This is a genomic window from Pseudacidovorax sp. RU35E (assembly GCF_900156165.1).
Taxonomy (GTDB): Bacteria; Pseudomonadota; Gammaproteobacteria; order Burkholderiales; family Burkholderiaceae_C; genus Xenophilus.
In genome coordinates, this window is the sequence record NZ_FTMY01000004.1 from 386,796 (window position 1) to 411,314 (window position 24,519).

The 24,519-nt window shown below is 70.3% G+C and carries 23 protein-coding genes; 9 read left to right on the forward strand and 14 right to left on the reverse strand.

Going from position 1 to position 24,519, the window contains the following annotated elements; translation table 11 throughout:
• Nucleotides 1–30: 30 nt before the first annotated feature.
• Genes BXA03_RS09525 through BXA03_RS09535 form a run of 3 tightly spaced genes read left to right on the forward strand, consistent with a single transcriptional unit; the run spans nucleotide 31 to nucleotide 3,547 of the window.
• Nucleotides 31–1,050: a dihydrodipicolinate synthase family protein gene (locus BXA03_RS09525; protein WP_076506565.1), complete on the forward strand. Its 1,020-nt coding sequence runs from the start codon at nucleotides 31–33 to the stop codon at nucleotides 1,048–1,050.
• Entirely contained in the window at nucleotides 1,044–2,537 is a 1,494-nt protein-coding gene (locus BXA03_RS09530; protein ID WP_076506567.1) for an NAD-dependent succinate-semialdehyde dehydrogenase, read from the forward strand. The genes BXA03_RS09525 and BXA03_RS09530 overlap by 7 nt, the downstream gene beginning before the upstream one ends.
• A gap of 47 nt (nucleotides 2,538–2,584) precedes the next feature.
• Nucleotides 2,585–3,547: a tripartite tricarboxylate transporter substrate-binding protein gene (locus tag BXA03_RS09535; RefSeq protein WP_076506569.1), complete on the forward strand. Its 963-nt coding sequence runs from the start codon at nucleotides 2,585–2,587 to the stop codon at nucleotides 3,545–3,547.
• 53 nt (nucleotides 3,548–3,600) lie between these two features.
• Here the strand turns inward: BXA03_RS09535 and BXA03_RS09540 are convergent, their stop codons facing one another.
• Genes BXA03_RS09540 through BXA03_RS09580 form a run of 9 tightly spaced genes read right to left on the reverse strand, consistent with a single transcriptional unit; the run spans nucleotide 3,601 to nucleotide 12,479 of the window.
• Nucleotides 3,601–4,584 carry a Bug family tripartite tricarboxylate transporter substrate binding protein gene (locus BXA03_RS09540; RefSeq protein WP_076506571.1) on the reverse strand — a complete coding sequence of 328 codons (984 nt, stop codon included), beginning with the start codon at nucleotides 4,582–4,584 and terminating at the stop codon, nucleotides 3,601–3,603.
• A 29-nt stretch (nucleotides 4,585–4,613) separates the two neighbouring features.
• On the reverse strand, nucleotides 4,614–5,603 hold the full coding sequence (locus BXA03_RS09545; protein WP_076506573.1) for a Bug family tripartite tricarboxylate transporter substrate binding protein: 990 nt from the start codon (nucleotides 5,601–5,603) through the stop codon (nucleotides 4,614–4,616).
• A 26-nt stretch (nucleotides 5,604–5,629) separates the two neighbouring features.
• A complete protein-coding gene (locus BXA03_RS09550) occupies nucleotides 5,630–6,802 on the reverse strand; it encodes an alpha/beta hydrolase family protein (RefSeq protein WP_076506575.1) in 1,173 nt (390 codons plus the stop codon).
• 55 nt (nucleotides 6,803–6,857) lie between these two features.
• Complete coding sequence (locus BXA03_RS09555) at nucleotides 6,858–7,649, reverse strand: SDR family NAD(P)-dependent oxidoreductase (RefSeq protein WP_234983640.1); 792 nt, start codon at nucleotides 7,647–7,649, stop codon at nucleotides 6,858–6,860.
• Nucleotides 7,642–8,661: a Bug family tripartite tricarboxylate transporter substrate binding protein gene (locus BXA03_RS09560; protein WP_076506579.1), complete on the reverse strand. Its 1,020-nt coding sequence runs from the start codon at nucleotides 8,659–8,661 to the stop codon at nucleotides 7,642–7,644. The genes BXA03_RS09555 and BXA03_RS09560 overlap by 8 nt, the downstream gene beginning before the upstream one ends.
• A gap of 27 nt (nucleotides 8,662–8,688) precedes the next feature.
• Nucleotides 8,689–9,654: an NAD-dependent epimerase/dehydratase family protein gene (locus BXA03_RS09565; RefSeq protein WP_076506581.1), complete on the reverse strand. Its 966-nt coding sequence runs from the start codon at nucleotides 9,652–9,654 to the stop codon at nucleotides 8,689–8,691.
• Between the two features lie 2 nt (nucleotides 9,655–9,656).
• Nucleotides 9,657–10,442: a cyclase family protein gene (locus BXA03_RS09570; protein WP_076506583.1), complete on the reverse strand. Its 786-nt coding sequence runs from the start codon at nucleotides 10,440–10,442 to the stop codon at nucleotides 9,657–9,659.
• Nucleotides 10,443–10,455: 13 nt separating this feature from the next.
• Nucleotides 10,456–11,445 (reverse strand): fumarylacetoacetate hydrolase family protein, encoded by a 990-nt coding sequence (locus BXA03_RS09575; RefSeq protein ID WP_076506585.1) that lies wholly within the window; start codon nucleotides 11,443–11,445, stop codon nucleotides 10,456–10,458.
• Nucleotides 11,442–12,479 carry an SMP-30/gluconolactonase/LRE family protein gene (locus BXA03_RS09580; protein WP_076506587.1) on the reverse strand — a complete coding sequence of 346 codons (1,038 nt, stop codon included), beginning with the start codon at nucleotides 12,477–12,479 and terminating at the stop codon, nucleotides 11,442–11,444. Before BXA03_RS09580 ends, BXA03_RS09575 begins: the two co-directional genes overlap by 4 nt.
• Before the next feature lie 178 nt (nucleotides 12,480–12,657).
• On the opposite strand from BXA03_RS09580, the gene BXA03_RS09585 reads away from it, so the two are divergent.
• The 3 genes from BXA03_RS09585 to BXA03_RS09595 all read left to right on the forward strand — a co-directional run bounded on the left by BXA03_RS09585 (nucleotide 12,658) and on the right by BXA03_RS09595 (nucleotide 17,120).
• Nucleotides 12,658–13,575, forward strand: coding sequence for a LysR family transcriptional regulator (locus tag BXA03_RS09585; RefSeq protein ID WP_076506589.1), 918 nt, complete (start codon nucleotides 12,658–12,660; stop codon nucleotides 13,573–13,575).
• Nucleotides 13,576–13,737: 162 nt separating this feature from the next.
• Nucleotides 13,738–16,011 carry an FdhF/YdeP family oxidoreductase gene (locus BXA03_RS09590; protein ID WP_234983641.1) on the forward strand — a complete coding sequence of 758 codons (2,274 nt, stop codon included), beginning with the start codon at nucleotides 13,738–13,740 and terminating at the stop codon, nucleotides 16,009–16,011.
• Entirely contained in the window at nucleotides 16,008–17,120 is a 1,113-nt protein-coding gene (locus BXA03_RS09595; protein WP_076506593.1) for a catalase family protein, read from the forward strand. The genes BXA03_RS09590 and BXA03_RS09595 overlap by 4 nt, the downstream gene beginning before the upstream one ends.
• Before the next feature lie 39 nt (nucleotides 17,121–17,159).
• On the opposite strand, the gene BXA03_RS09600 is transcribed toward BXA03_RS09595, so the two are convergent.
• Genes BXA03_RS09600 through BXA03_RS09615 form a run of 4 tightly spaced genes read right to left on the reverse strand, consistent with a single transcriptional unit; the run spans nucleotide 17,160 to nucleotide 19,648 of the window.
• Nucleotides 17,160–17,621: a carboxymuconolactone decarboxylase family protein gene (locus BXA03_RS09600; RefSeq protein WP_076506797.1), complete on the reverse strand. Its 462-nt coding sequence runs from the start codon at nucleotides 17,619–17,621 to the stop codon at nucleotides 17,160–17,162.
• A gap of 33 nt (nucleotides 17,622–17,654) precedes the next feature.
• Nucleotides 17,655–18,575 (reverse strand): RNA polymerase sigma-70 factor, encoded by a 921-nt coding sequence (locus BXA03_RS09605; RefSeq protein WP_076506595.1) that lies wholly within the window; start codon nucleotides 18,573–18,575, stop codon nucleotides 17,655–17,657.
• 57 nt (nucleotides 18,576–18,632) lie between these two features.
• Nucleotides 18,633–19,121 (reverse strand): DUF421 domain-containing protein, encoded by a 489-nt coding sequence (locus tag BXA03_RS09610; RefSeq protein WP_076506597.1) that lies wholly within the window; start codon nucleotides 19,119–19,121, stop codon nucleotides 18,633–18,635.
• Nucleotides 19,121–19,648: a hypothetical protein gene (locus BXA03_RS09615; protein ID WP_143476259.1), complete on the reverse strand. Its 528-nt coding sequence runs from the start codon at nucleotides 19,646–19,648 to the stop codon at nucleotides 19,121–19,123. The genes BXA03_RS09610 and BXA03_RS09615 overlap by 1 nt, the downstream gene beginning before the upstream one ends.
• A 230-nt stretch (nucleotides 19,649–19,878) precedes the next feature.
• Here BXA03_RS09615 and BXA03_RS09620 point away from each other — a divergent pair, with 230 nt between their 5' ends.
• Nucleotides 19,879–20,895: a tyrosine-type recombinase/integrase gene (locus tag BXA03_RS09620; protein WP_076506601.1), complete on the forward strand. Its 1,017-nt coding sequence runs from the start codon at nucleotides 19,879–19,881 to the stop codon at nucleotides 20,893–20,895.
• A 24-nt stretch (nucleotides 20,896–20,919) separates the two neighbouring features.
• Here the strand turns inward: BXA03_RS09620 and BXA03_RS09625 are convergent, their stop codons facing one another.
• Complete coding sequence (locus tag BXA03_RS09625) at nucleotides 20,920–21,120, reverse strand: hypothetical protein (RefSeq protein ID WP_143476260.1); 201 nt, start codon at nucleotides 21,118–21,120, stop codon at nucleotides 20,920–20,922.
• Between BXA03_RS09625 and BXA03_RS09630 the strand changes: the two genes are divergently transcribed.
• A complete protein-coding gene (locus BXA03_RS09630) occupies nucleotides 21,098–23,740 on the forward strand; it encodes a glucose/quinate/shikimate family membrane-bound PQQ-dependent dehydrogenase (RefSeq protein ID WP_076506605.1) in 2,643 nt (880 codons plus the stop codon). The genes BXA03_RS09625 and BXA03_RS09630 overlap by 23 nt on opposite strands.
• A 146-nt stretch (nucleotides 23,741–23,886) precedes the next feature.
• Nucleotides 23,887–24,510 carry a DUF4142 domain-containing protein gene (locus BXA03_RS09635; protein ID WP_076506607.1) on the forward strand — a complete coding sequence of 208 codons (624 nt, stop codon included), beginning with the start codon at nucleotides 23,887–23,889 and terminating at the stop codon, nucleotides 24,508–24,510.
• Nucleotides 24,511–24,519: the final 9 nt, after the last annotated feature.

Here is a 24,519-nt window from a genome sequence, read left to right on the forward strand (position 1 = left end):
CCTTCCCCTTCATTCCCCCGGAGCACCCCCATGCCTTCCTATGCCCGCAAAGACGCCCGCGCCTGGGCGCGCGACCATCTCACCGGCTGCTCGGCCGTCACCATTCCCAGCTACTCGGCCGACCTTAGGCGGCTGAACGAGCGCGGCATCCGCCATGACGTGGCGCTGGCGCGCGAGCTGGGCTACCGCTACACGCTGCTGTGCAGCGAGGTGGCGATCACGCCCGAGGAGAACGCCCAGTTCACCGCCTGGGCCCGCGACACGGTGGGCCAGGAGATGGGCCTGTTCTTCCATGCCGCCTTCGGCACTCTGGCGGAGAACATCGAGGCGGTGCAGCTGGCGCAGAAGGCCGGTGCGGACATCGTGCTGCTGTCGTACCCGCCGCAGTTCTGGCCCACGACCGAGCAGGAGATCTACGACTACACCCGCGCCTTCTGCGAGGCGACGGACCTGGCGGTGATGCTCTTCCCCATTCCCCTGTGGGGCTTCGAGCGCGTGCACCCGGCGGGCATGTCGGTGGCCCTGGTGCGCCGGCTGCTCGACGACTGCCCCAACATCGTGGCGATCAAGTCCGAGCAGGGCTTTCCGCTCATCGCCGGGCTGTGCGAGATGTACCACCACTTCCGCGACGAGGTGGTCATCAGCTGCCCGATCGAGGGCGATGCGATTCCCATGATGAGCCTGATGCAGCTGCAGTTCTCGGGCACCAGCAACACGCAGTGGATGAGCCACTACTACCCGCGCGCCTTCGAGCTGGCCCGTCGCGGCGAATGGGACGCCGCCATGGAGGCCTACTGGCGGGTGGCACCGGCCCGCAATGCCAACGGCGCCGCGGCCCAGACCTACGCGGGCGGCACCGGCGTGCTCAACCGCACGATGTGGAAGTACCAGGACTGGCTGGCCGGCTTCAATGGCGGCCCGCTGCGCGGGCCGGCCATGCGTGTGCCCGACCGCCTGATGAAGATGCTGCGCCAGGGCCTGGTGGCCTCGGGCCTGCCGGTCACGGCCGACCCGGACAGCGCCTACATGACGGGGCGCCATCCATGCTGAGCGCCTCCCCCATCGCATCGCTGCTGCAGGATGCCAGCCTCCTGCGCTGCGCCGCCTTCGTGGATGGCCGGTGGATCGAAGCGACGCCCCATGGCCGCTCGCCCGTGCACAACCCGGCCGATGGCGCCTTGGTGGCCGAGTTGCCGCGTCTGCGCGAGGCCGAGACCGAGGCCGCCATCGAGGCCGCCCAGCGCGCCTTCCTGGCCTGGCGCGCCACCACGGCGCGCGAACGGGCCGACGTGCTGCGGCGCTGGTACGAAGGCATGGTGACGCACCGCGAGGACCTCGCGACGCTGATCACGCTCGAAGGCGGCAAGCCGCTGGCCGAGGCGCGCACCGAGGTGGACTACGCCGCCTCCTTCCTGCGCTGGTTCTCCGAAGAGGCGACCCGCGTGGCCGGCGAGGTGCTGGCGGGGCCGCGCACCACGGCGCGCATCGTCACGCTGCGTGAGCCCATCGGCGTGTGCGCGGCCATCACGCCCTGGAACTTCCCGGCGGCCATGATCACCCGCAAGGCCGGACCGGCGCTGGCGGCTGGCTGCACCATGGTGGTCAAGCCGGCGAGCCAGACACCCCTCACGGCCCTCGCATTGGCCGAACTGGGCCGGCGTGCCGGGCTGCCCGATGGCGTCTTCAACGTGCTCACGGGGCACGACACGCGGGCCATCGGCAGCGTGCTGTGCAGCCATCCACTGGTGCGCAAGATCACCTTCACCGGCTCCACCGAGGTGGGCCGGCTGCTGCTGGCGCAGGCCGCCGGCACCGTCAAGAAATGCTCGATGGAGCTAGGCGGCAACGCGCCCTTCCTGGTCTTCGACGACGCGGACCTGGACGCGGCCGTGGAAGGGGCCGTGGCCGCCAAGTTCCGCAACACCGGGCAGGCCTGCATCAGCGCCAACCGCCTGCTGGTGCAGTCGGGCGTGCATGACGCCTTCGTCGAGCGACTGGTCCGGCGCGTGGCGCAGCTGCGCGTGGGCCCGGGGCTGGAGGCCGGCTCGCAGCTCGGCCCGCTGATCGACGACGCGGCGGTGGCCAAGGTCGAGGCGCACATCGCCGATGCCTGCGCGCAGGGCGCACGCATCGCCCATGGCGCCGGGCGGCATGCGCTGGGCGGCCGCTTCTTCGAGCCCACGGTGCTGGTCGGCGCCACGCCGGCGATGGCCGTGGCACGCGAGGAGACGTTCGGCCCGCTCGCGCCGGTGTTCCGCTTCGAGACCGAGGCCGAGGCGCTGCAGATGGCCAACGCCACCGAGTTCGGGCTGGCGGCCTATGTCTACAGTCGCGATGCCGCACGCCTGTGGCGCGTGTCGGCCGGACTGGAGTCGGGCATGGTGGGCATCAACTGCGGCCTCATCTCCAACGAGGTGGCGCCCTTCGGTGGGGTCAAGCAGAGCGGCCTGGGCCGCGAGGGCTCGCGCCACGGCATCGATGAATTCATGGAGATCAAGTACCTCTGCTGGGACGGGCTCGTGCCCGCGGGCGGCTGAGGGCGCAGCCCGACCACGACAACGACCGACAACGACGGAGACACACCATGACAGCCCACACATCCCTTCTTCGCCGCTCGCTGCTGCTGGGCCTCGGTGCCCTCGCCTGCGGGCCGGCGCTGGCCCAGTCGCAGGCCATCAAGATCGTCGTGCCCTTCCCTCCGGGCGGCGTGACCGACGTGGCCGCCCGCGCGCTGGCCGAGCGCATGTCACGCCTGCTGGGCGAGACGCTGATCGTCGAGAACCGCCCCGGTGCCGGCTCACGCATCGGCATCGATGCCGTGGCACGGGCGGCGCCGGACGGGCGCACGCTGCTGTTCACCAACACCAGCTACAGCATCCTGCCCATCGTCGATCCGACGGCGCGCTACGACCCGGCGCGGCTGCTGGCGCCCCTGGCGATGGCGGGCACCTACGGCCTGCCGGTGGTGGTGAGCAACAAGCTGCCGGTGACCGACCTGCAAGGACTGATCGACTATGCCCGCAGCCACCCGGGCAAACTCAGCTACGGCAGCGCCGGCCAGGGCAGCGGCACCCACTTCGGCGGCGAGTATTTCAAGCTGCTGACCGGAACGAACATGGTGCACGTGCCCTACAAGTCCACCGCGGCCGCGGCAGCCGACGTGGCGGCGGGCCTGCTGGACCTGACCTTCGATGCGGCGTCCAAGGCCTATGCGGACGCCGGCAAGGTGCGCATCATCGCGGTGACCGGTTCGCGGCGCGACCCGCGCCTGTCCAACGTGCCCACGGTGGCCGAGGCCGGGCTGCCCCGGTTCACGCTCGACTCCTGGGTCGGGCTGCTGGCGCCGCAGGGCCTGCCGCAACCGGCGATGGAGCGGCTGCAGCGGGCGGCGGCCACCGTCCTGGCCGATCCGGGCCTGCGCCGTACCCTGGAGGACCTGGGCCTCAATGCCGCCAGCGGCGAGCCGGGCCAGCTGGGCCGCGCCATCGCCGAGGACATGACGCTCTACCGGCGCATCGTGGCCGAGGCCAACATCCGGATCGAATGAGCGATGCCCAGGCTGCCCGGCCCTGCGCGTCGCCGCGCGCCGGGCGCTGGCCGTCATTCGGCCGTGATGTGGTTGTCCTTGACCACCTTGGCCCAGGCGCGGGCGTCCTCGTCCAGGAACTTGCGGAAGGCCTCGGGGCCTTCGCCCACGGGCGTGAGGCCGTAGTCGACCAGCTTGGCGCGGAAGCCCGGGTCGGCCATCACCTTCTGCGAGGTGGCCAGCAGCGCCGCCTGCACGGCGTCCGGCGTGCCCTTGGGCACGAAGATGCCGTGCCACGAGTCGCCGACGAAGCCGGGGTACAGCTCCGCGATGGCGGGTACGTCGGGCAGGCCCGCGATGCGCTGCGCGCTGGTCACGCCCAGGGCCCGCACCTTGCCGGCGCGCACCTGCGGAATGGCGCCGGTGCTGGCGTCCAGGGCCACGTCGATGCGGCCGGCGATGACGTCGGGCACGAACTGGTCCTTGTAGGGCACATGGGTCATCTTCAGGCCCGCCTGGTTCAGCCAGCGCGCCAGCGCCACGTGCGTGCCCTGGCCGATGCCGGCGCTGGCATAGCTGAGCGCATCGGGCCGGGCCTTGGCCTCGCGCACCAGGTCCTGCAGCGTGCGGTACTTCGAATCCACCGAGGTCACGAGCACATAGGGCACCGACAGGATGCGCGTGACGGGCACGAAGTCCTCGGCCTTGTACGGCAGCTTCCTGTAGACGTAGGGGTTGATCGAGAAGGTGTTGTTGACCGTCCAGAGCAGCGTGTAGCCGTCGGCCGGCGCATTGGCCACGGCTTGCGCGCCGATGATGGTGCTGGCGCCCGGGCGGTTCTCGACTACCACCGGCTGGCCGGTGAGGCGGGTGAAGCCCTCGCCCCACAGGCGCGCGATCACGTCGGGCGAGACACCCGGCGGAAAGGGCACGACCAGCTTGACGGCCTTGGCGGGATAGGGGGACTGGGCCAGTGCCGCGGTGGGCAGGCCGACGGCCAGAAGGGCTGCCGCTGCCAGGGCGCAGTACTGGCGGCGGGAAGGTGTGGAAAAGCGCATGGGTTGTCTCGGATGATTGAATGAAGGGCTCAGGCCTTGATGTCCAGCCGCTTCACCAGCGGCGGAAAGTCGGCCATGTCCTGCCGGATCAGCGCCTCGAAGGGCGCCGGGCCGCCACCGGCCAGCTCCCAGCCGTTGACCTGGGCGCGCGCCTTCATCTGGGTGTCGGCCAGGGCGGCGTCGAGAGCCGACGACAGCCGCGCGATGACGGCGGCCGGCGTGCCCTGCGGCACGGCCAGGCCGATCCAGAAAGAGGCGTCGAAGCGCGGAAAGCCGCTCTCGATCAGGGTGGGCACCTCGGCCATGGAGGACAGCCGCCTCAGGCCCGTCTGCGCCAGCGGCACGACGCTGCCGCCCTTGAGCGCCGGCTGCGCCGACGCGAAGTCCAGCAGCGCCAGCTGCACCTCGCCCGCCATCAGGCCGGTGATGAGCGGGCCGGAGCCTTTGTAGGGCACGTGCACGAGGTCGATGCCGGCCAGCGCCTTGAACTGCTCCAGGGCGATGTGGTTGGTGGCGCCGATGCCCGCGCTGCCGTAGAAGAGCCGGCCTGGCTGGGCCTTGGCCGCGGCCACCAGCTCGCGCAGGCTGCGCCAGGGCGAGCGCGCGGGCGTGGACAGGATGCCGACCGCCCGCAGCGCCAAATCCACGGGCATGAGGTCGCGCGCGGGCTGCACGGTGGCGCCCTGCTGCACCAGCGGCGCAATGATGTGGTTGGAGCGCGAGGTGACCAGCACGGTGTAGCCGTCGGCCGGCGCGGCGGCCGCGGCGACCGTGCCGATCAGCCCCGCGGCGCCGGGCCGGTTGTCGATCACCAGCGGCTGGCCCAGGCTGGCGCGCATGCTCTCGGCCAGGAAGCGCGCCACGATGTCCGAGGGGCCGCCCGGCGGCTGGGGCACCACCAGCTTGATGGGGCGCTGCGGATAGGCGCCCTCTTCCGCTGCGGCCGCGGCCGTGGGGAAGGCGAGCGGCAGGGCGAGGGGCGCGAGGCCGGCCAGGAAGTGGCGGCGGGTGGATGTCATGGCGATGTCTCCTTGTCGTTCTGGCGTCAGCGTGCGGCGGCTGCTGCGGTGCGCCCGCCCAGCGTCTCGGCCACCCAGTCGGCGATGTAGGCGCCGGCATTGGCCGAGTTGTCGAAGCTGGAATGCTGGGCGCCGCCCTCGCGGTCGGTGAAGACCTTCAGCTCGCGCTTCGGGCTGTTCACCAGTTGCGCGTAGGTGCGTTCGGCCCACTTGAGCGGAATCTGCGAATCCTTCTGCCCGTGCGTGACCAGGAAGGGCACGCGGATCTTCTCGACCACGCCGTCCAGGTGCACCTGCTCGGCGATGCGCATGAAATCGTCCATGTCCTTCGCGCCCCAGACCCAGCGCACATGCTCCCAGTAGTGCGGCACGGGAAAGCTGCCTTCCTTTTCCAGCCTGCGCTTCTGCACGTCGCGCCAGTCGTGGTTGGCGCCCCAGACCACGCCGCAGGCAAAGCGCGGCTCGAAGGCGACGGCGCGCGGGCAGTAGTAGCCGCCCAGCGACACGCCCTCGCAGCCGATGCGCTGCGGGTCGATGTCCTCGCGGGCCTGCAGCCAGTCGACCACGCGGCTGGCCCAGTGCTCGGCGTCGAAGCGGGCCGTCATGCCGTGCAGGCGCAGCGCTTCGCCGGTGCCGGGCTGGTCGAGCACCAGCGAGGAGACGCCGCGCTGCGCCAGCCATTGCGGCAGGCCCACGCGGTACTTCATCTCCTTGGTCGAATCCAGGCCGTTGAGCTGCAGCAGCACCGGTGCGCGGCCCGCCACGCCCTGGGCGCGCACGTACAGCCCGGCCAGCACGCCGCCCTCGTAGGGAATCTCCACGCGCTCGCAGTTCTCGCCCGCCAGCGCGATGCCGCGGGCGAAGGTGTCCAGGAAGCGCCGGTACAGCGCGGCGCGCCCCTCCGCGCCGTGGGCCTGGAGCCGCTCGGCGGTGATCAGGTAGGTGGCCGCGCGGCCCAGCTTGTCGCCGGCCGAGATGAGGCGGCCGCGGGCCTCGTCCTCGGCCGCCAGTTCGCACAGCCGGTCGGCCATCGCCTCCCAGCTGTGGCGGAAGGCCAGCGTGGCCGCGGCATCGGGCTGGCGTGCCGCCTCCTGCAGCGGAGCGCACATGGCCTCGATCTCGCCGATGCGCGCGCCCATCTCGATGGCAAGGTCGACCGAGAGGTTCCAGACGTAGTTGGTGGGGAAGTACTTGAACATGGTTGCCTGTCTCCGCCTTTTGAATGAGGTCTGCTGTAGGAATGGTCGGCGCGGGTCAGCTGCCGTCCGAGATGACCGTGCCGCCGTCCACCACCAGCGTCTGCCCGGTGATGAAGCCGCCGGCCGCCGAGGCCAGCATCACGGCCACGCCCGCCACCTCGTGCGGCTCGCCGACACGGCGCAGCGGCGTGGCGGCCAGGCGCCGGGCCATGAAGGCGGCGTTGGCCAGCAGGCCGTAGGCGAGCGGTGTACGGATCAGACCTGGGGCGATGGCGTTGACGCACACGCCGCGCGGACCCCACTCCACGGCCAGGTTGCGGGCCATCTGCGCCAGCGCGGCCTTGCTCAGACCGTAGAGCCCGATGGCGCCGTTGCCACGCAGCGCGGCGATGCTGGCCATCAGGACCACGCGGCCATGGCCCCGCGCGCCCATGGCCGGCACCAGCGCGGCGCACAGCGCGTGGGCACTGGCCAGGTTGACCTGGAACACGCGCGCCCAGTCCTGGGCCGGCACCGCGAGCAGCGGGCCGTCCGGGCCCTGCATGCCGGCATTGCAGACCAGCAGGTCGATGCGGCCGAAGGCGGCCTGGGCCTGTTCGGCCAGGGCGTGCACCTGCGCGGGCTCGGCCAGGTCGGCTGCCACGGTGTGCACGGCAGCGCCGAGCGACGCGCACTGGGCGGCCACCTCGTGCAGGCCGTCGCCCGCGCGGTCCGACAGCACCAGCCGCGCGCCGTGCTGCGCATAGGCGAGCGCGATGGCCCGGCCCAGGCCGCCGGCCGCGCCGGTGACCAGGGCCACCTGTCCGTCCAGCGCGAACAGGCCCGTCGCCTGCAACGCCTCACTCAAGCTTCACCCCGACCTGTTGGATCACCTGGCCCCAGCGCGTGGTCTCGGTGCGGATGAGTTCGGCGAATTCGGCGCGCGAGCTGGGCGCGACGATCAGGCCCAGGTCGGTGTAGCGCTGCACCACGTCGGGCGCCGTCACGGCCTTGACCAGTTCGTCGTGCAGCCGGTTGGCGATGGGCTCGGGCGTGCCGGCACGCACGACCATGCCCGTCCAGCCGGGAATGTTGAGCGCGGGCATGCCCAGCTCGGCGATGGTGGGCACCTGCGGCAGCTGGGGCAGGCGCTTGTCGCTGCCCACCACGGCCAGGGCGCGGGCCTTGTTCTCGCGCACCAGCGGAATGGCGCTGGGCGACACGTCCAGCATGGCGTCGATGTGGCCGGCCATCAGGTCCTGCACCGCCGGGGCGCCGCCCTTGTAGGCCACATGCGTGAGGTTGCCCTTGATCTGCCCGCGCAGCATCTCCATCCAGATGTGCGGCTGGCTGCCCATGCCGTAGGAGCCGTAGTTCAGGCCCTTGCCGCCCGCCTGCGCTGCCTTGACGAAATCCTGGAAGGTCTGGAACGGGCTCGACGCAGGCACCAGCAGCACGGTGGGCGAGACCAGCAGCCGCGTCAGCGGCATGAAGTCCTTGAGCGTGTCGTAGCTCAGCTTGGGGTACAGCCCCGCGTTCATCGAGAAGGGACCGAGGTCGCCATAGAACAGCGTGTGGCCGTCTGCCGGCTGCTGCTTGACGAAGTTGGCGCCGATCTGGCCGCCGGCGCCGGGCCGGTTGTCGATGACGACCGGCTGGCCCAGGCTGGCCGACAGCTTCTGCGCCAGCATGCGCGACAGTGCATCGCCGAAGCCGCCGGCCGGATAGGGCACCACCCAGGTGATGGGGCGCGAGGGAAAACCGGCCTGGGCACGGGCCGCGGTGCCGGCCAGGCCCAGCGGTGCAGCGGCCAGGGCGGCGGCGCCACGCAGCAGCGTGCGGCGGGTGGGATGGGCGAAGGGCGAGGTGGAATCGGTCATCGAAGCAGGTCTCCTGAATGGGTGAAGTCAAAACTCGGCGGCGTCGCCGGCCGGTGCGAGCGCCCGGCGCACCAGCGCCCGCGCGTCGCCGTCGTCGCGCAGGCCCAGGGCGCGGGGAATGCGGTCGTCCAGCGGCGGATAGCGGCCGAACACGGCCTCCACGTCCGGCTGCGGCGCATGGCGCACCAGGGCCTGGCCGTCCACGCCGAACTCGGCCGACAGCGCCTGCACGATGGCGTCCATCGACAGGTGCAGCACGGGCAGCGGCCAGGCGCGGGCCGGGTCGTCGCCGACCGGCATGGTGGCGGCGTGCACGAGGTTCCAGGCGCAGCGGCGCGCCGACATCCACCAGGCCGTGGCCTGCGGCCCCACGGGCAGCGTGACCGGCTCGCCGGCCGCCAGCGCATGCAGCAGCTCGCTCATGAAGGCCGACACCAGGCCCGATGGCGCACGTGGCCGGGCCACGATGCCGGGCAGGCGCAGCGCGCGGCCATCGAGCCGGCCGCGGCGGGAGAAGTCCGCCAGCAGCACCTCGCAGGCCAGCTTGTGGGCGCCGTAGGCCAGCGGTGGACGCAGGGGCGTGTGCGGCGTCACCACATCCGGCAGCGCGCTGCCGTAGACGGCGATGGTGCTGGCGTAGACCACGACGGGCGGCGCCGAGCCGGCGCCGGCCGCGGCAAGGGTGTCGAACAGGTCCAGCGTGGTGTCGAGGTTGACGCGGCGGCTCAGCGCCGGGTCGGCCTCGGCCGCACCGCCGGGCACAGCCGCGAGGTGGAAGCACACGTCGGGTGCGAGGGCGGCGATGCGCGCCAGCACCTCGGCGCTGCCCAGGTCGCCCTCCACGGCGAGCACGCCGTCCGGCAGCATGCCCAGCCGCTGGTCGGCGGCGGCCAGGGTGTCGATGCGCTGGCCGCCGATCTGCCCCTGCCGGTGCAGCAGCGCGAGCACATGCGCGCCGATGAACCCACCGGCGCCGGTCACGAGCACTCTCACGCTCAGTCCTCGAAGATGGCCACGGCCCGCGTCCAGCCCGCCGAGGCGCCGCGGATCTTGTGCGGGAAGCAGCAGAGGGTGAAGCCGTGGCCCGGCAGCGACTCCAGGTTGTGCAGCTTCTCCAGATGGCAGTAGCCGATGTCGCGGCCGGCCTTGTGGCCTTCCCAGATCAGCGAGGTGTCGCCGGTCTCGGCGATGCGCTGCGCGGTGTACGAGAAGGGCGCGTCCCAGCTCCAGGCGTCGGTGCCGGTCAGGCGCACGCCGCGCTCCAGCAGGTACATGGTCGCTTCATAGCCCATGCCGCAGCCGGTGTTGACGTAGTCGTTGTGGCCATAGCGGCTGCCGGCGCGGGTGTTGACCACCACGATGTCCAGCGGCTTCAGCACATGGCCGATGCGGGCGAGCTCCGCCTCCACTTCTGCCGCGCTCACCACATGGCCGTCGGGCAGGTGGCGGAAGTCCAGCTTCACGCCGGGGCGGAAGCACCAGTCCAGCGGAATCTGGTCGATGGTCATCGACGGCCGGGCGCCGCCGGCCTTGGCGTCCTGCGTGGCATGGAAGTGCCAGGGCGCGTCCAGGTGCGTGCCGCTGTGGGTGGTCAGCGTCACCCATTCAGCGGCGGCGGCCTGGCCCTCGGGATAGTCCTCGGCGCGCGTGCCGGGGATCAGCTGCAGGAACTCGGGCAGCGTGTCCTGGTGCGTCTGGTAGGTGATCTTCGGCGCCAGCGGCGGCGGATCGGAGAGCACATCGTTTTCGAGGTAGATCGATAGATCGACGAAGCGGGGCATGGCGGGGGCTCCTTCAGGCGGTGGGCGCCAGGGCCTGCACCACGCGCTGGTCGATGGCGCCGAAGACCGGTGCGCCCTGCCATTGCGCTTCCATGCGCACCCGCTCGCCGAAGTGCAGGAAGGGCGTGCGGCTGGCGCCGTGTTCGATCAGCTCCATGGCGCGCCGCTCGGCGATGCAGGCCGAGCCGCGCTGGCCGCCCGCGTTGGAGACCGTGCCCGAGCCCAAGATGGTCCCGGCCGTCAGGCGGCGCGTGAAGGCCGCATGCGCGATCAGCTGGTCGAAGCCGAAGCTCATCTCGCCGCCGTTGGGATGGCCGAAGCGCTCGTCGCCGCGCATCACCGTCAGGTCCAGGTGCACCCGGCCGTCCCGCCAGGCCTCGCCGATCTCGTCGGGCGTGACGGCCACCGGCGCGAAGCTGGAAGAAGGCTTGGCCTGGAAGAAGCCGAAGCCGGTGCGCATCTCGCGCGGGCCGAAGCCGCGCAGGCTCACGTCGTTGATCTGCACCAGCAGGCGCACGTGGCGCAGCGCCAGTGCGGCGGGGCAGCCCAGCGGCACGTCGCCGACGATCACGCCGAACTCGCCCTCGAAGTCGATGCCGTGGGCCTCGTCGGGCAGTGGCAGGTCGTCGTGCGGGCCCAGCAGGTCGTCGGAGCCGCCCTGGTACATCAGCGGGATGCGGTCCGAATCCGGCGCGGGCTCGATGTTGAAGGCCTTCTCCATCAGCCGGCCGTGGTTGAGGAAGGCCGAGCCGTCGCACCACTGCGGCGCGCGCGGCAGCGGCGCGCCGGCCTGCGCCGGGTCGAAGGCGAAGGCGCCTTCGGCCTGGCCGGCGTTGAGCTGTGCATACAGCGCCAGCAGCGGCGCCTCGGCCTCGTGCCAGCGCTCCAGCGCGTCGAGCAGGGTGGGCGCGATGGCCGTGGCGTCGACGGCCTGCCGCAGGTCGCGCGAGACGACGACCAGCCGGCCGTCCTTGCGGCCGTTCTTGAGGGTGGCGAGTTTCATGCGGAAAAATCTTCGTTCCAGTGGATGGGGGCCTGGCCGGCCACGGGGGCGCGGAAGCTGGGCAGGGTGGTGCCGCGCAGGCTGCCGAGGTAGACGGTGCGCAGGTCGGGGCCACCGAAGCTCAGGCTGGCCATCCAGGGCGCCAGCGTGCCGTGGGCGGCGGCCATGATCCCGGGCGTGAGGGTGCGGGCCTCGAAGTGCGCATCGAGCGCGCGCGTGGCCTCGGCGTTGCCGTCGTCCAGCAGGGTGAACAGCTCGCCGTCGGGCGTGATGGCCACCAGCCGGTCGGTCATGATCAGCGTCACCCACAGGTTGCCGAACACGTCGAAGGCGAAGCCGTCGGGAAAGCCGGGCAGCCGGGCCGGGCCGTAGACCTCGCGTTCGCCCAGCGTGCCGTCGGGCCGCACGCGCAGGCGCGAGATGCGGCGGGCGTTGCTCTCGACCACGTACATCCATTCGCCGGCGTCGTCCAGGCGGATCTCGTTCGTGCCCTCGAAGCCGTCGGCCACGATGCGCGCGTGGCCCTGCAGGTCGAACAGCGCGATGTAGCCGTCGGTGGCGCGGGCGTTGATGGAGTCGGTCCACGGCTGCATGCGCGTGGTGACCGTGAGGTAGAGCCGGCCGTGGCGGTCCCGCAGCGGGAAGTTGGCCTTGCCCAGCGGCTGGCCGTTGATGTGGTCGAACAGGCGGCGCACGCGGCCCTGGCGGTCCATCACCTCCACCGCGTCGGTGCCCCAGTTGGCGATCAGCAGCTCGCCATTGGCCAGGAAGGTCATGCCGTTGGGCAGCGAGCCTTCGCTGCGCACATAGCGCTGGTCGAAGTCGATGGCGTCCGGCTGGGCGGGCGCGGCCGGCGCCAGCAGTTTCTGGCTGCCGTCGGGCGCGATGCGCATGGCGCCGCCGCGGGCGTCCGCCGCCCACACGGTGCCGTCGCGCTGGCACAGGATGCATTCGGGCCGTTGCAGATCGCGGCCGACATGGCGGATGGCGGCGCGGTCGACCTGCCAGCCGCGCAGGGGGTTGTCTCGGGTCATTGGGAATCTCGAAGCGGGCCGAAGTGTGTTTCGGCGCGGCCGCGAAGACCAACAGATTCGACCGATGCCAGCCATCGGCCGGCGCGATGGATCGGCCCCTGCCCGAGGCGTGTTGCAGTCCGGGCACGCATTCGCGACGCGCCTCCTTATGATCTGCGCCCCACCGGAGACGACCTGCATGCGCTACCAACGCATCGACCTCAACCTGCTTGCGGCACTCGACGCGCTGCTGGCCGAACGCAACGTGACCCGCGCCGCCGAGCGGCTGCACATGACGCAGTCGGCCATGAGCGGCGTGCTGGCGCGCCTGCGCGACTATTTCGGCGACGCCCTGCTCGTGCCCGTCGGGCGCACGCTGCAGCTCACGCCAAGGGCCGAGGCGCTGATCGTGCCGGTGCGCCAGATCATCCTGCAGGTGGATGCCACGCTGGGCGTGCAGCCCGACTTCGACCCGGCCACGGCGCGGCGGCACTTCACCATCATCGCCTCCGACTATGTGGTGCAGGTGCTGATGGCCGAGGCCCTGCGTCGCATCGCGCAGATGGCGCCGCGCCTGAGCTTCGATGTGCGGCCCACGCATGCCGCCATGGCGCAGGACCTGGACCAGGGCCGGGTGGACCTGCTGGTCACGCCAGCGCACCTGACGCTGGCCGAACATCCGCAGGAGCTGCTGTTCGAGGACACCTACCACGTCGTGGCCTGCGCGCAGAACGACGCATTGGCCGATGGCATCAGCGCCGCGCAGTACGTGGCGCTCGGGCACGTGGTCTACCAGGCCGACCTGGGCGCCAACCCCTGGTTCGAGCAGTGGTACGCCAACGAGCATGGTGGCAACCGTCGCGTCGAGGTGGTGGCCCACGGCTTCCTGCTGATGCCGCGCTTCATCGTGGGCACACAGCGCATCGCCACCATCCAGACGCGGTTGGCCCAGCAGTTCGTGCAGGCCATGCCGCTGCGGTTGCTGTCACCGCCCATGCCCACGCCGCGTCTCACCGAGATGCTGCAGTGGCACCGCCTGCGCGACGACGACCCCGGCGTGCGCTGGGTCCGCGAGCAGATCATGGCCGTGGCGCAGCAGATGCCGCCCGTCGGCTGAACACAGGCTGACCTGAGGCGGCCGCATCGCGTTGGCGGCCCCGGGATGACGCGGGCCGGCCATCTGGCCTACGCAGGCGGCTCATGCAGGCCGACCCGTGGACGCGCCAAGGGGGCGGACCCTCGCGGGATGACCCCAGGCTCCACCGATCCCCAAGAACCCATGGCCGCCGGCGGCTGGCAGTCGCTGAAGGCCGTGGCCCGCTACACGCTGGAGGAAGGCAACGTCGCCCAGATCACGCGTGCCCTGCTCAAGCAGAACAAGACCGAGGGCTTCGCATGCGTGAGTTGCGCCTGGGCCAAGCCGGCCGAGCCCCGGGTGGCCGAGTTCTGCGAGAACGGCGCCAAGGCCACGGCATGGGAGCTGACGTCGCGTCGCCTGTCCCCCGACTTCTTCGAAGCCCATCCGGTCAGCGAGCTGCGGGGCTGGTCGGACCATGAACTCGAAGCGGGCGGCCGGCTCACGGCACCCATGCGCTACGACCGCGCCACCGACCGCTATGTCGAGGTGAGCTGGGACGAGGCCATCGCGGACATCGCAGCCCGCATGCGGGCCTTGCGCGCGGAGGACCCCAAGTCCGCCGTCTTCTATGCATCGGGCCGCGCCTCGCTGGAGACCAGCTATGCCTGGCAGGTCTTCGCCCGGGTCTATGGCAACAACAACCTGCCCGACAGTTCCAACATGTGCCACGAGAGCACGTCGGTCGCGCTGCCAGAGAGCATCGGCGTGCCCATCGGCACCGTGCATCTGGACGACTTCGCGCATGCCGACTGCCTGCTGTTCGTCGGGCAGAACCCGGGGGTCAACAGCCCGCGCATGCTGCATCCGATCAAGGCGGCGCGCGATCGCGGCGTGCCCATCATCAGCTTCAACCCGCTGCGCGAATCCGGGCTGGTGCGCTTCATCGACCCGCAGTCGCCGATGCAGATGCTCACGCCGGTCTCGACCGAGGTCTCGACCCAGTATCTGCAGGTGAAGGTGGGGGGCGACCTGGCGGCACTGACGGGCGTCGCCAAGGCCCTGCTGACGGCTGCAGCCGCTGGAGGCCAGGGCCTGGATCGCGAGTTCATCGCTCAGCACACCCACGGCTTCGACGACTTTGCGAGCTGGGTGATGCAGCAGTCGTGGGACGAGATCGAACGCGAATCCGGCCTGGCGCGCGCCGCGCTGGAGCGCGTGGCGGCCGTGCTGGGCGGTGCCAAGTCGGTGATCGCGGTCTATGGCATGGGTCTGACGCAGCATCGGCTGGGCGTGAAGAACGTCCAGATGCTGTGCAACCTCCTGTTGATGGGCGGGCACATCGGCCGCCTGGGGACGGGCATCTGCCCGGTGCGGGGCCACTCCAACGTGCAGGGCCAGCGCACCGTGGGCATCACCGAGAAGCCGGAGCTCGCCCCGCTGGACGAGCTGGGCCGGCAATATGCCTTCGAGCCGCCACGGGACAAGGGTCTCGACACCGTGGGCGCCTGCCAGGGGGTGCTCGACGGCAGCGTGCGCGCCATGCTCAACCTCGGCGGCAACCTGCTGCGCTCGGTGCCCGACAGCACGCGGCTGGAGCCGGCCTGGGCGCGGCTCGCGCTCACCGTGCATGTGGCGACCAAGCTCAACCACACGCACCTGGTGCCTGGCGAGACGAGCTATCTGTTGCCCTGCATCGGCCGCATCGAGATCGACCGGCAGGGCGGCAGGGAGCAACGTGTGTCGATGGAGGATTCCACCGGCTTCATCCATGCTTCGCAGGGCGTGGCCGAGCCCGCGGACGCACGGCTGCGCTCGGAGCTGTCCATCGTCAGCGCGCTCGCGCAGGCCGCGGTGGGCGACGCGGCCCAGGTACCCTGGGCTCAGTGGCGCGACGACTATGCCAGCGTGCGCGCCGCCATCGAGGCAACCTACCCCAAGATCTTCCACGACTTCGAGGCCCGCTTCGTGCAGCCCGGCGGCTTTCCCAAGCCCAACACGGCGCGCCAGCGCGACTGGAAGACGCCCACCGGCAAGGCCAACTTCATCGTGCCGGGCACGCTGGTGGCCGACCCGGACGCGCCTGGGCGCCCACCGCAGACGCTGCGCCTGATGACCATGCGCAGCGACGACCAGTTCAACACCACGATCTATAGCTTGGACGACCGCTTCCGCGATGTCAGCGGCACCCGCGATCTGCTGTTCATGAACGAGGCCGACATCAGTCGGCACGGCCTGCAGCCGGGCCAGCGCGTCGACGTGCGTACCGCCGTGGACGACGGCGTGATGCGTGAGGTGCGCGGGCTGACGGTGCGCGCCTACGACATCCCCGAAGGCTGCGTGGCCGGCTATTACCCCGAATGCAACCCGCTGGTGCCGTTGTGGCACCACGCGGAAGGCAGCCACGTGCCGGCCTACAAGTCGGTGCCCATCCTTGTCCAACCCGAGAACGCCGGCTCCGGCGACCGCCACCCATGACCCCACCCGCACAGGCCCCCGTGACGCCGCTGCACTACAGACCCGAGTTCGAACAGACCGAAGAGGACGAACTGCAGATTGCCCGCGAGCTGGGCGAGACGATGATCAAGATCTCGCAGCACGTCCACCGTGACGAGGGCCATGCCTATCGCAGCGTGCATGCCAAGGCCCATGGTCTTCTGCGTGCGGAGGTGGAGGTGCTCGACGGGCTGCCGGCGGACTATGCGCAGGGACTGTTCGCCACGCCTGGCCGCTACGGCGCAGTCATGCGCCTGTCGACGCCGCCCGGCGATCTGCTCAGCGACAAGGTGTCCACGCCCCGCGGCGTCGCCCTCAAGCTCGTGGGGGTGCCCGGCGAGCGGATGGAGGGCTCCGAGGGCGAGGTGACGCAGGACTTCGTCATGGTCAACGGGCCGGTCTTCCGCACGCCCAACGCCAAGAAGTTCCTCGGTAATTTGAAGCTGCTGGCCGCCACCACGGACCGTGCACCCAAGGCCAAGGAGTGGCTGTCCGCTGCGTTGCGCGGCGTCGAGAAGACGCTGGAGGCGGTCGGCGCCGAGAGCGGTGCGCTCAAGTCGATGGGCGCGCACCCGCTCACCCACCTGCTGGGCGAGACGTTCTTCACCCAGGTGCCGGTGCTGTACGGCACCTGCATGGCCAAGCTGCGCCTGACCCCGGTCTCGCCCGAACTGCTGGCGCTCAAGGACCAGGTGCTGGACATGGACGACAGCCCCAACGCCATTCGCGATGCCGTCGTGTCGCACTTCCGCGCGCAGGGCGGCACCTGGGACCTCCAGGTCCAGCTGTGCACCGACCTCCACGTGATGCCGATCGAGGATGCCACCGTGGAATGGCCGGAGGATCGCAGCCCCTACGTGACCGTGGCGCGCGTCACCGCAGGGCCACAGAACGCCTGGAGCGATGCGCGGGTCAAGGCGGTCGACGACGGCATGGCCTTCTCGCCGTGGCACGGCCTCGCGGCCCATCGGCCGCTCGGGTCGATCATGCGGGTGCGGCGCATTGCCTATGTGACGGCGGCCGCTTACCGGGAGACCGGCAATCGCGTCTCGGTGGCACAGCCGGCCACGCTCGACAACTTTCCGGATTGACGAATCACGCCGGGCGTGACGGCGCCGGCTGCTTCGCGCTCAGGCGATATCCTGGGCCGGCACCGGCGCGCTCATGCCCACCGCCATGCGGTTCCAGGTGTTGATCTGGGCGATGGCCCAGCTGAGTTCGACGATCTCCTGGTCGCTGAAGTGGGCGCGCAGCTCATCGAAGACCTGATCGTGTGCCGCATGGCCGTCGGCAAGACGGGTGAGGACTTCGGCCCAGGCCAGCGCCGCGCGCTCGCGCTCGGTGTAGAGGCGCGCTTCACGCCAGGTGGAAAGGCTGTTGATGCGTTGCCAGGACTCGCCCAGCTTTCGCAGGTCGCGCACATGCATGTCGAGACAGAAAGCGCAGCCGTTGATCTGGGACACGCGCGTCTTGATCAGTTCGAGGAGTACCGGCCCCAGCGATGAGTCGGCCAGCGTGGCGCCGGCAGCGATCATGGCCTGGTACGGCTTGGGCGCGATGCGCATCCAGGAAATGCGGGGTTGGCCGTGCATGGTGGTCATCTTGAAGAAGTGTTGGACACACCTTCAAGACGAGCCGGCCCCCGTGTCTGTGACAACTGCCAGAGGCCGGCCCCGCGCGGCGGCGATGCGGCCGAGCTTGTCGGGGTTGCGCTGGGTGTGGATGGCCAGGATGCGTTGGCCATCGGTCTGGAAGGTCTGGGCCGATTCGAGCGTCTCGTCGATGAAGCGCAGCAAGCCCCACTGTCCGCTAAGCACCACGACCTCGTAGCGTACGCGCGGGCCATGACGCCGTTGAACCGCCCAATAGAGTTGGGCAAGGCGCCGCGCGCCCACCAGCGGCACGCCGAAGCTGGGCACCTTGCCACCGCCATCGCTGACCAGTTGCGCATCTTCGGCGAGAAGCGCCTGCAGCTGCGCCAACTGGCCGCTGGCGGCCGCGTCGGCAAAGCCGCGCAGCAGGCGCAACTGGTGCTCGGGCGCCACGCAATGTCGAGGCCGTGCGTCCTGCAACTGGGCGCGGGCCCGATGCACGATCTGACGGCAGGCCGCCTCGCTCTTGCCGAGCGTCTGTGCGACTTCGTCGTAGCTGGCGTCAAAGACTTCTCGCAGCAGGAAGGCGGCGCGGGCCTCGGGGGCCAGGCGCTCGAGCAGCAGCATGAAGGCGACCGACAGGTCGTCGGCCCGCTCCAGCAATGCCTCCGGCGAGGGGGCCGCGTCGTCGCTCAGCAGCGGTTCGGGCAGCCAGGTGCCGACATACTGCTCGCGCTGGTGTTGGGCACTGCGCAGGCGGTCGATGGCCAGCCGTGTGGTGATGGTGACCAGCCAGGCCTCGGCGCTCGCCAGTGCGTCGTGCGGACTGGCCTGCCAGCGCAGCCAGGCGTCCTGCACCACGTCTTCCGCCTCTGCAGGCGAGCCAAGCATTCGGTAGGCGATGCCGTGCAGTCGAGGCCGCAGGCGCAGGAAAAGGTCGGTCGTGTCGCTCATCACGGGCAGACGGATGGGCCGGGTCGTTTGTGACAGGTCCGGGTGCGCGTCCCCCGCTCAACCGGCGGCCTGGTCGTCCTGTTGCCGGGAGGGCTCGTTCGCGCCCTCCTCCTTCTTGATGAAGCTTATCTTGCCGTTGGGCTCCAGTACGGCCCAGGCCACATCGGCCATCGACGCGATGCCCGTCAGCCGCATCTCGGACTCGATCTCCGAGCGCGTCAGCCGGTCGCGGCGCAGACTGTGGTCCAGCAGTCGGCCATGCTGGATCAGGACACGGGGCTCGCCTTCCAGCAGGCGCGCGGCCCTTGGGGAGAGGTAGGAGGCCCAGCTCAGCACCACGCCCCAGAACGCGAAGGTGCTGATCGCCAGGGTGGCGCCCGTGAGGCTGAAGTCGTTCTGGGTGATGCCCTGCTGGATCAGGTCTCCCACCACGACCATGACGATGAACTCGAAGGGCGTCATCTGACCGAGTTCGCGCTTGCCGAGCACCCGCACGAGCAGGTAGACGACCGCGAACATCGCCGTGGCGCGAAGAACGACTTCCATCAGGGAAGCACCCGCAGTTGGCGCGGCGCACGCACGAGCACCCGTTCGCCGTCGCGCACTTCGATCTCGCCGGCAAGGAGGCCATGAAGACGTGGGTTGACCTGGGCGGCGATCTTGATGCGAATCTCCTTGCCGGCCGCGAGCGGCCCGAAGTCGAAGGTGTATGCCTCGCCGTCGGCGCTTTCGGAACCAGGTTGGGGGATCATGGCGTTGACCGTGATCTCTCGCCACAGGGCCACTGGGACGGCAAGGGTGAGCTTGTGGATGTCGGCACCGGCCGTGATGTGCAGGCGCGTTTCGTAGAAGTCACCGGTGCGGATGACGGTGGGCATCTCGATGTCCAGCGTGTGGGACTGGGTGTCGCTGCGGTAGGTGTGGCGATCCACGCCTGCATGACCGAGCAGGCCGGACATGCCCAGCATCAGGAGCGCCCCCAGGACCAGAAGCGAAAGCGGACTCGCATGGCGCACCAACCCTCTATGCGGAAGCGTATGCGCCCGGACGATGCCGTCGGGCGCACGGGTCATGGGCAAGGGGGAGGAGTCTTGAGCCATGTGGACAGGTCTGAATTGGCGAAATCCTGCGTGAAGGCATCGTGGATGTGGGTCAGCCAGCTTCCAGGGGCAGTGACGGCCAATGGTGCGGGTGGATCGACCTTCAAAAATAAGTTAACGGCAGACTCAACAGCAACTAGCGAGCAGCACCCAATGTGGACGACACTCCGAAGTCCGTTAACTTATTTTCCGCATGTCGCGCCATGATCGAACGTGTTGTCCCCTCGAATCCCGGCGCTTTCCAGCAAGCCTTCGAGGCATGGGCGGCCGACCAGCACGGCGCTGGGGTGCTGCGCAAGGCCGGCGCCCGCGAGGTCTACCAGGCCATGTGGGACAGCTTCGCCGCCTGGTGCCTCGGTCAGTCACCGGTCGTGCGCATCCACACGGTGGACCAGCGCGACCTGCATGCCTTCCAGTCCGCCCGCTATGGCCGCAAGGCGACGGACCAGTCCCTCTCGCCCCGCTATGCCTTGCGGCTGATGCGGCTGATCGAGCGGGTGCTTGCGCACCACGCCGAGCGGACGGGCAGCCGCCCCAATCGCGCGCCCGCGGACTGGGTGCGCGCCCATCCCCACGTGCGTTATGCCGAATCGGAACGGGCCGATCCGCCGCCCGAAGTGCTGACGCCCCAGGAGGCGCGGCTATTGCTGGCCCACCTGTGGGCCGCCCGGCCCCGGCCGGGCCAGGATCCGGCAGCGCTCGCCAGCCTGCCGTGGCAGGAGATTCGCAACCGCGCCTCGGTTGCGCTGCAGCTGGGCGCGGGCCTGGCACCCAGCGACGTGCGCGCACTGACCCTGGCTTCGCCCGTGATGAATGGCGTCGGACCCCAGGCCCGGACCTGGAAGCTGCGCGTGCCGGCCAACGGCACCATCCGGGCACGAGAGACGCCGGTCGCACCGTGGGCCGCCGAATTGCTCCATCACTGGCTACACGTGCGCGAGGCCGCGCGCGTCGGCGGCGAGTTCCTCTTTCCGTCCACCCGTACCGGCAAGCCATGGCTGGCCGACTCGCAGTACCAATGCGCGCGCAAGGTGCTGGAGGCCGCGGGCGTGGGCAGCCGGGGCGGTGCCGGTGGCTCCTTCCGCCTGCGGCACACCTTCGCGCTGCGACAGTTGCGCCGCGGCAGCCGGCCCGAGATGGTGGCGCGCTGGATGGGCGTGGCGCCGGCAGAGATGAAGCGCTATGACCGGGTCGTGCCCGGCCCCGAGACCGTGGTGTGACGCCGCGCCGTCCGGGATCGCCTGTCACGCCGCTGCGATGTCATGCGCCGCGGCATGGTCCTGCCGATGACGACAGTCCGGCCGGGCGATGACCGACAGCACGCCGGCCCTGTCGGCGGCAACCTCGTCGCGGTGTATCTCCTGCGCCGTCGACGCGTGCCCCGTGGGCCGCGGAGCGGTCGCCTCATCGCGAAAGGCTTCCATGGCACGCATCACCGGCGTCATCTTTCTTCTGCTCGGCCTGGCGCTGGCCGCCGGCGGCACCTGGCTGCTCACCTTGGGTGGCAGCGCCTATTACCTTGTCGCCGGCATCGCACTGGCGGTGACTGGTGTGCTGCTGCTGCGACGGGCCGCGTCGGCCCTTTGGGTTTATTCGGCGCTGCTGCTCGGCTCCGCTGCCTGGGCACTGTGGGAAGTGGGTCTGGACTGGTGGCCGCTGGCCGCCCGGCTGGATGTGCTCTTCGTGCTCGGGCTCTGGCTGGTGCTGCCCTGGATGCGCCGGTCGCTGTCGCGCGACATCACACGTCCCCGCCCCCTCGAGCGGGGGCTTCGACCCAGGACCATGGCCACGGCCGATGGGCGAGCGCTGGCCAGTGGCAGGACCGCACTGGGATTGGTGCTGGTGGCATCGCTCGTGCTGGCCGTCGCCTCCTGGTTCCGGGCACCGCACGAGATCGGCGGCGAGCTCCAGGCCACCACCGGCGCGGCCGTGCAACCGCCCTCCCCTGCGCTGCCGGCCGGAGAATGGCACGCCTATGGTCGAACCGGCGAAGGCCAACGCTACTCGCCCCTCTCGCAGATCACGCCTGCCAATGTGGACCAGCTGAAGCTGGCCTGGGAATTCAACACGGGCGACCTTCGCGGGCGGCCAGGCGATCCGGAGGAAACCACCTTCGAAGTGACCCCGCTGAAGATAGGCAACCGGCTGTTCCTCTGCACGCCGCACCAGTCCGTGATTGCGCTCGACGCGACCAGCGGCAAGCAGTTGTGGCGCTTCGATCCGCAGATCGCCGGCGACCTGGCGCTGCAGCATCTGACCTGCCGCGGACTTTCCTACCGCGCCGCGTCCGCCGCCGTGGACCCTGACACGACGACTGGTACAGACACGCCACCGGATCCCGCGGCCGCTGCGGCGCCCCAGGCAACAACGACTGGCACATCATCGACAGCGCCCACAGCGGCACGGCCGGGCGCGGGCACCGCCGCCAGTGCAGCGCCCATGAACTCACCCACCGGCGACGGCGCGAAGGCCGAAGGCAGCAGCGCGCCTGCCACCCGTCCGCTGCCCGTGGCAGCACGCCAGGGCCCGACCGCACCGACGTGCCCTGCCAAGCTCTTCATGCCCACCGCCGATGGCCGTGTGATCGCGCTCAACCCGGAGAACGGTGCCGTCTGCGCCGACTTCGGCCGTGGCAGCGGGCAGATCGACCTGTGGCGCCACATGCCCAACGTCCGGCCTGGGGCGTACTACTCGACCTCGCCCGTGGTGGTGACCGACCGGCTGCTGATCGTGGGCGGCACGGTGCTCGACAACGCCTCGGTCAAGGAGCAGTCGGGTGTCATCCGGGCTTTCGACATCCAGACCGGCGACCTGGTATGGAACTGGGATTCGGGCAATCCCGAGGACACGGCGCCCCTGGCAGCCGACCGCACCTACACGCCGAACTCGCCCAACAGCTGGTCGATCTCATCCGTGGACGAAGCGCTCGGCATGGTCTACATCCCGATGGGCAACCAGCCGCCGGATCAATGGGGCGGCAAACGCAGCGAGGCGGTGGAGCGCTACTCGTCGTCGGTCGTCGCGCTCGATCTCGCCACGGGCCGCGTGCGCTGGCATTACCAGACCGTGCACCATGATCTGTGGGACTACGACGTGCCCGCGCAGCCCACGCTGATCGACCTCGACATCGGCGGGCAGCGCGTGCCGGCGCTGGTTCAGCCGACCAAGCAGGGGGAGCTCTTCGTGCTCGACCGGCGTACCGGCCAGTCCCTGCTGCCCGTGACCGAGCGGCCCGCACCACAGGGCGCGGCTGAGGGCGACCACACGGCGCCCACGCAGCCCAAGTCCGCCCTCTCCTTCGAGCCGCCGCCGCTGACCGAGCGCAGCATGTGGGGCGCGACGATGTTCGACCAGCTGGCCTGTCGCATCGCCTTCCATCGGCTGCGCTACGAGGGCCGCTTCACGCCCCCGTCGGAGCAGGGATCGATCATCTATCCCGGTAACTTCGGCGTCTTCAACTGGGGCGGCATCGCGGTCGATCCGCAGCATGGCTGGGCCTTCACCACACCGACCTATCTGGCCTTCGTGTCGAAGCTGGTGCGCCGGCATGACGACTCGACACTGATGGTGCAGGAAGGCGGTCCGCCCAAGGGGTCTTTGCCGGCGCTCAACGAGAACTTCGGCGCGCCTTTCGCGGCCAAGATGAAGCCCTTCATGTCGCCCGTGGGCCTGCCCTGCCAGGCGCCGCCCTGGGGTTATGTGGCCGGCGTGGACCTGCGTTCGGGCCAGGTGGCGTGGAAGCATCGCAACGGCACGGTGCGCGATCTGTCGCCCCTGCCCCTGCCCTTCCGCATGGGGGTGCCCGGCATCGGCGGTCCGATGATGACGGCGGGCGGGGTGGCCTTCTACTCCGGGGCGCTGGACAACTATGTGCGCGCCTACGACATGCGCAGCGGTCGCCAGCTATGGGAAGACCGCCTGCCTGCCGGCGGCCAGGCCACGCCGATGAGCTACACCGGTGACGATGGTCGCCAGTACGTGCTGGTGGCCGCCGGCGGCCATGGCTCGACGGGCACCAAGCCTGGCGATGCCGTACGCGCCTACGCGCTGCCCGCGGCGCGTTGATCCCGGCCATTCCAGTCCGTCGTGGGCTTCGCTTCGCGTCCCACGCCGGCCCATGAATCGTCCGACGGCGGTGGCCCTGTCGCCGCCTAGTCTGAGCGAAGGCCGGTGCACTCCTGCGCCGCCATCTTTCTCAGACAAGGATCCTCATGACTCGCCCACACGCCCCCCGTATCCACGCCCTCGGCATTGCCGCCGCTCTGGCACTGGGCCCCGGGCTGCTGCAGACCGTTGCCGCGCAGCAGGCGCAGACCTCACCCACCGCACCGGCTGCCCCTCAACCGCCCGCCCAGCGGGCCACTGCCCAGAAGACGCCGGGCGTCGCTGTGGCCGATCAGCGGATGATGCGGGACCTGGCCCAGGCCAACATTGCCGAGGTCGAGACCGGGCGCATGGCGCAGGAGAAAGGCGCAAGCGAGGACGTGAAGCGCTTCGGTGCTCAGATGGTCGAAGACCACCAGAAGGCGCTGACCGAACTGCAGGAACTCGCGCGGACCAAGGACGTGGAGTTGCCGACCGAGCCCGATGCCAAGCACAAGCTCGTCGCCACCGGGCTTAAGGCACTGAGCGGCGCGGCCTTCGACAAGGAATACATCCGCATGGTGGGCGTGACGGATCACCGCCAGACGCTGGAGAAGCTGCAGCGGACCCAGCGCGAGACGGGCGACAACGACCTGCGCGCCTATGCTGCCAAGACGATTCCGGTCGTGCAGAAGCATCTGCAGCATGCGGAAGGCATGCGCGGCACGGCTTCGCACAAGTCAGCGCATTGAACGGCGCAC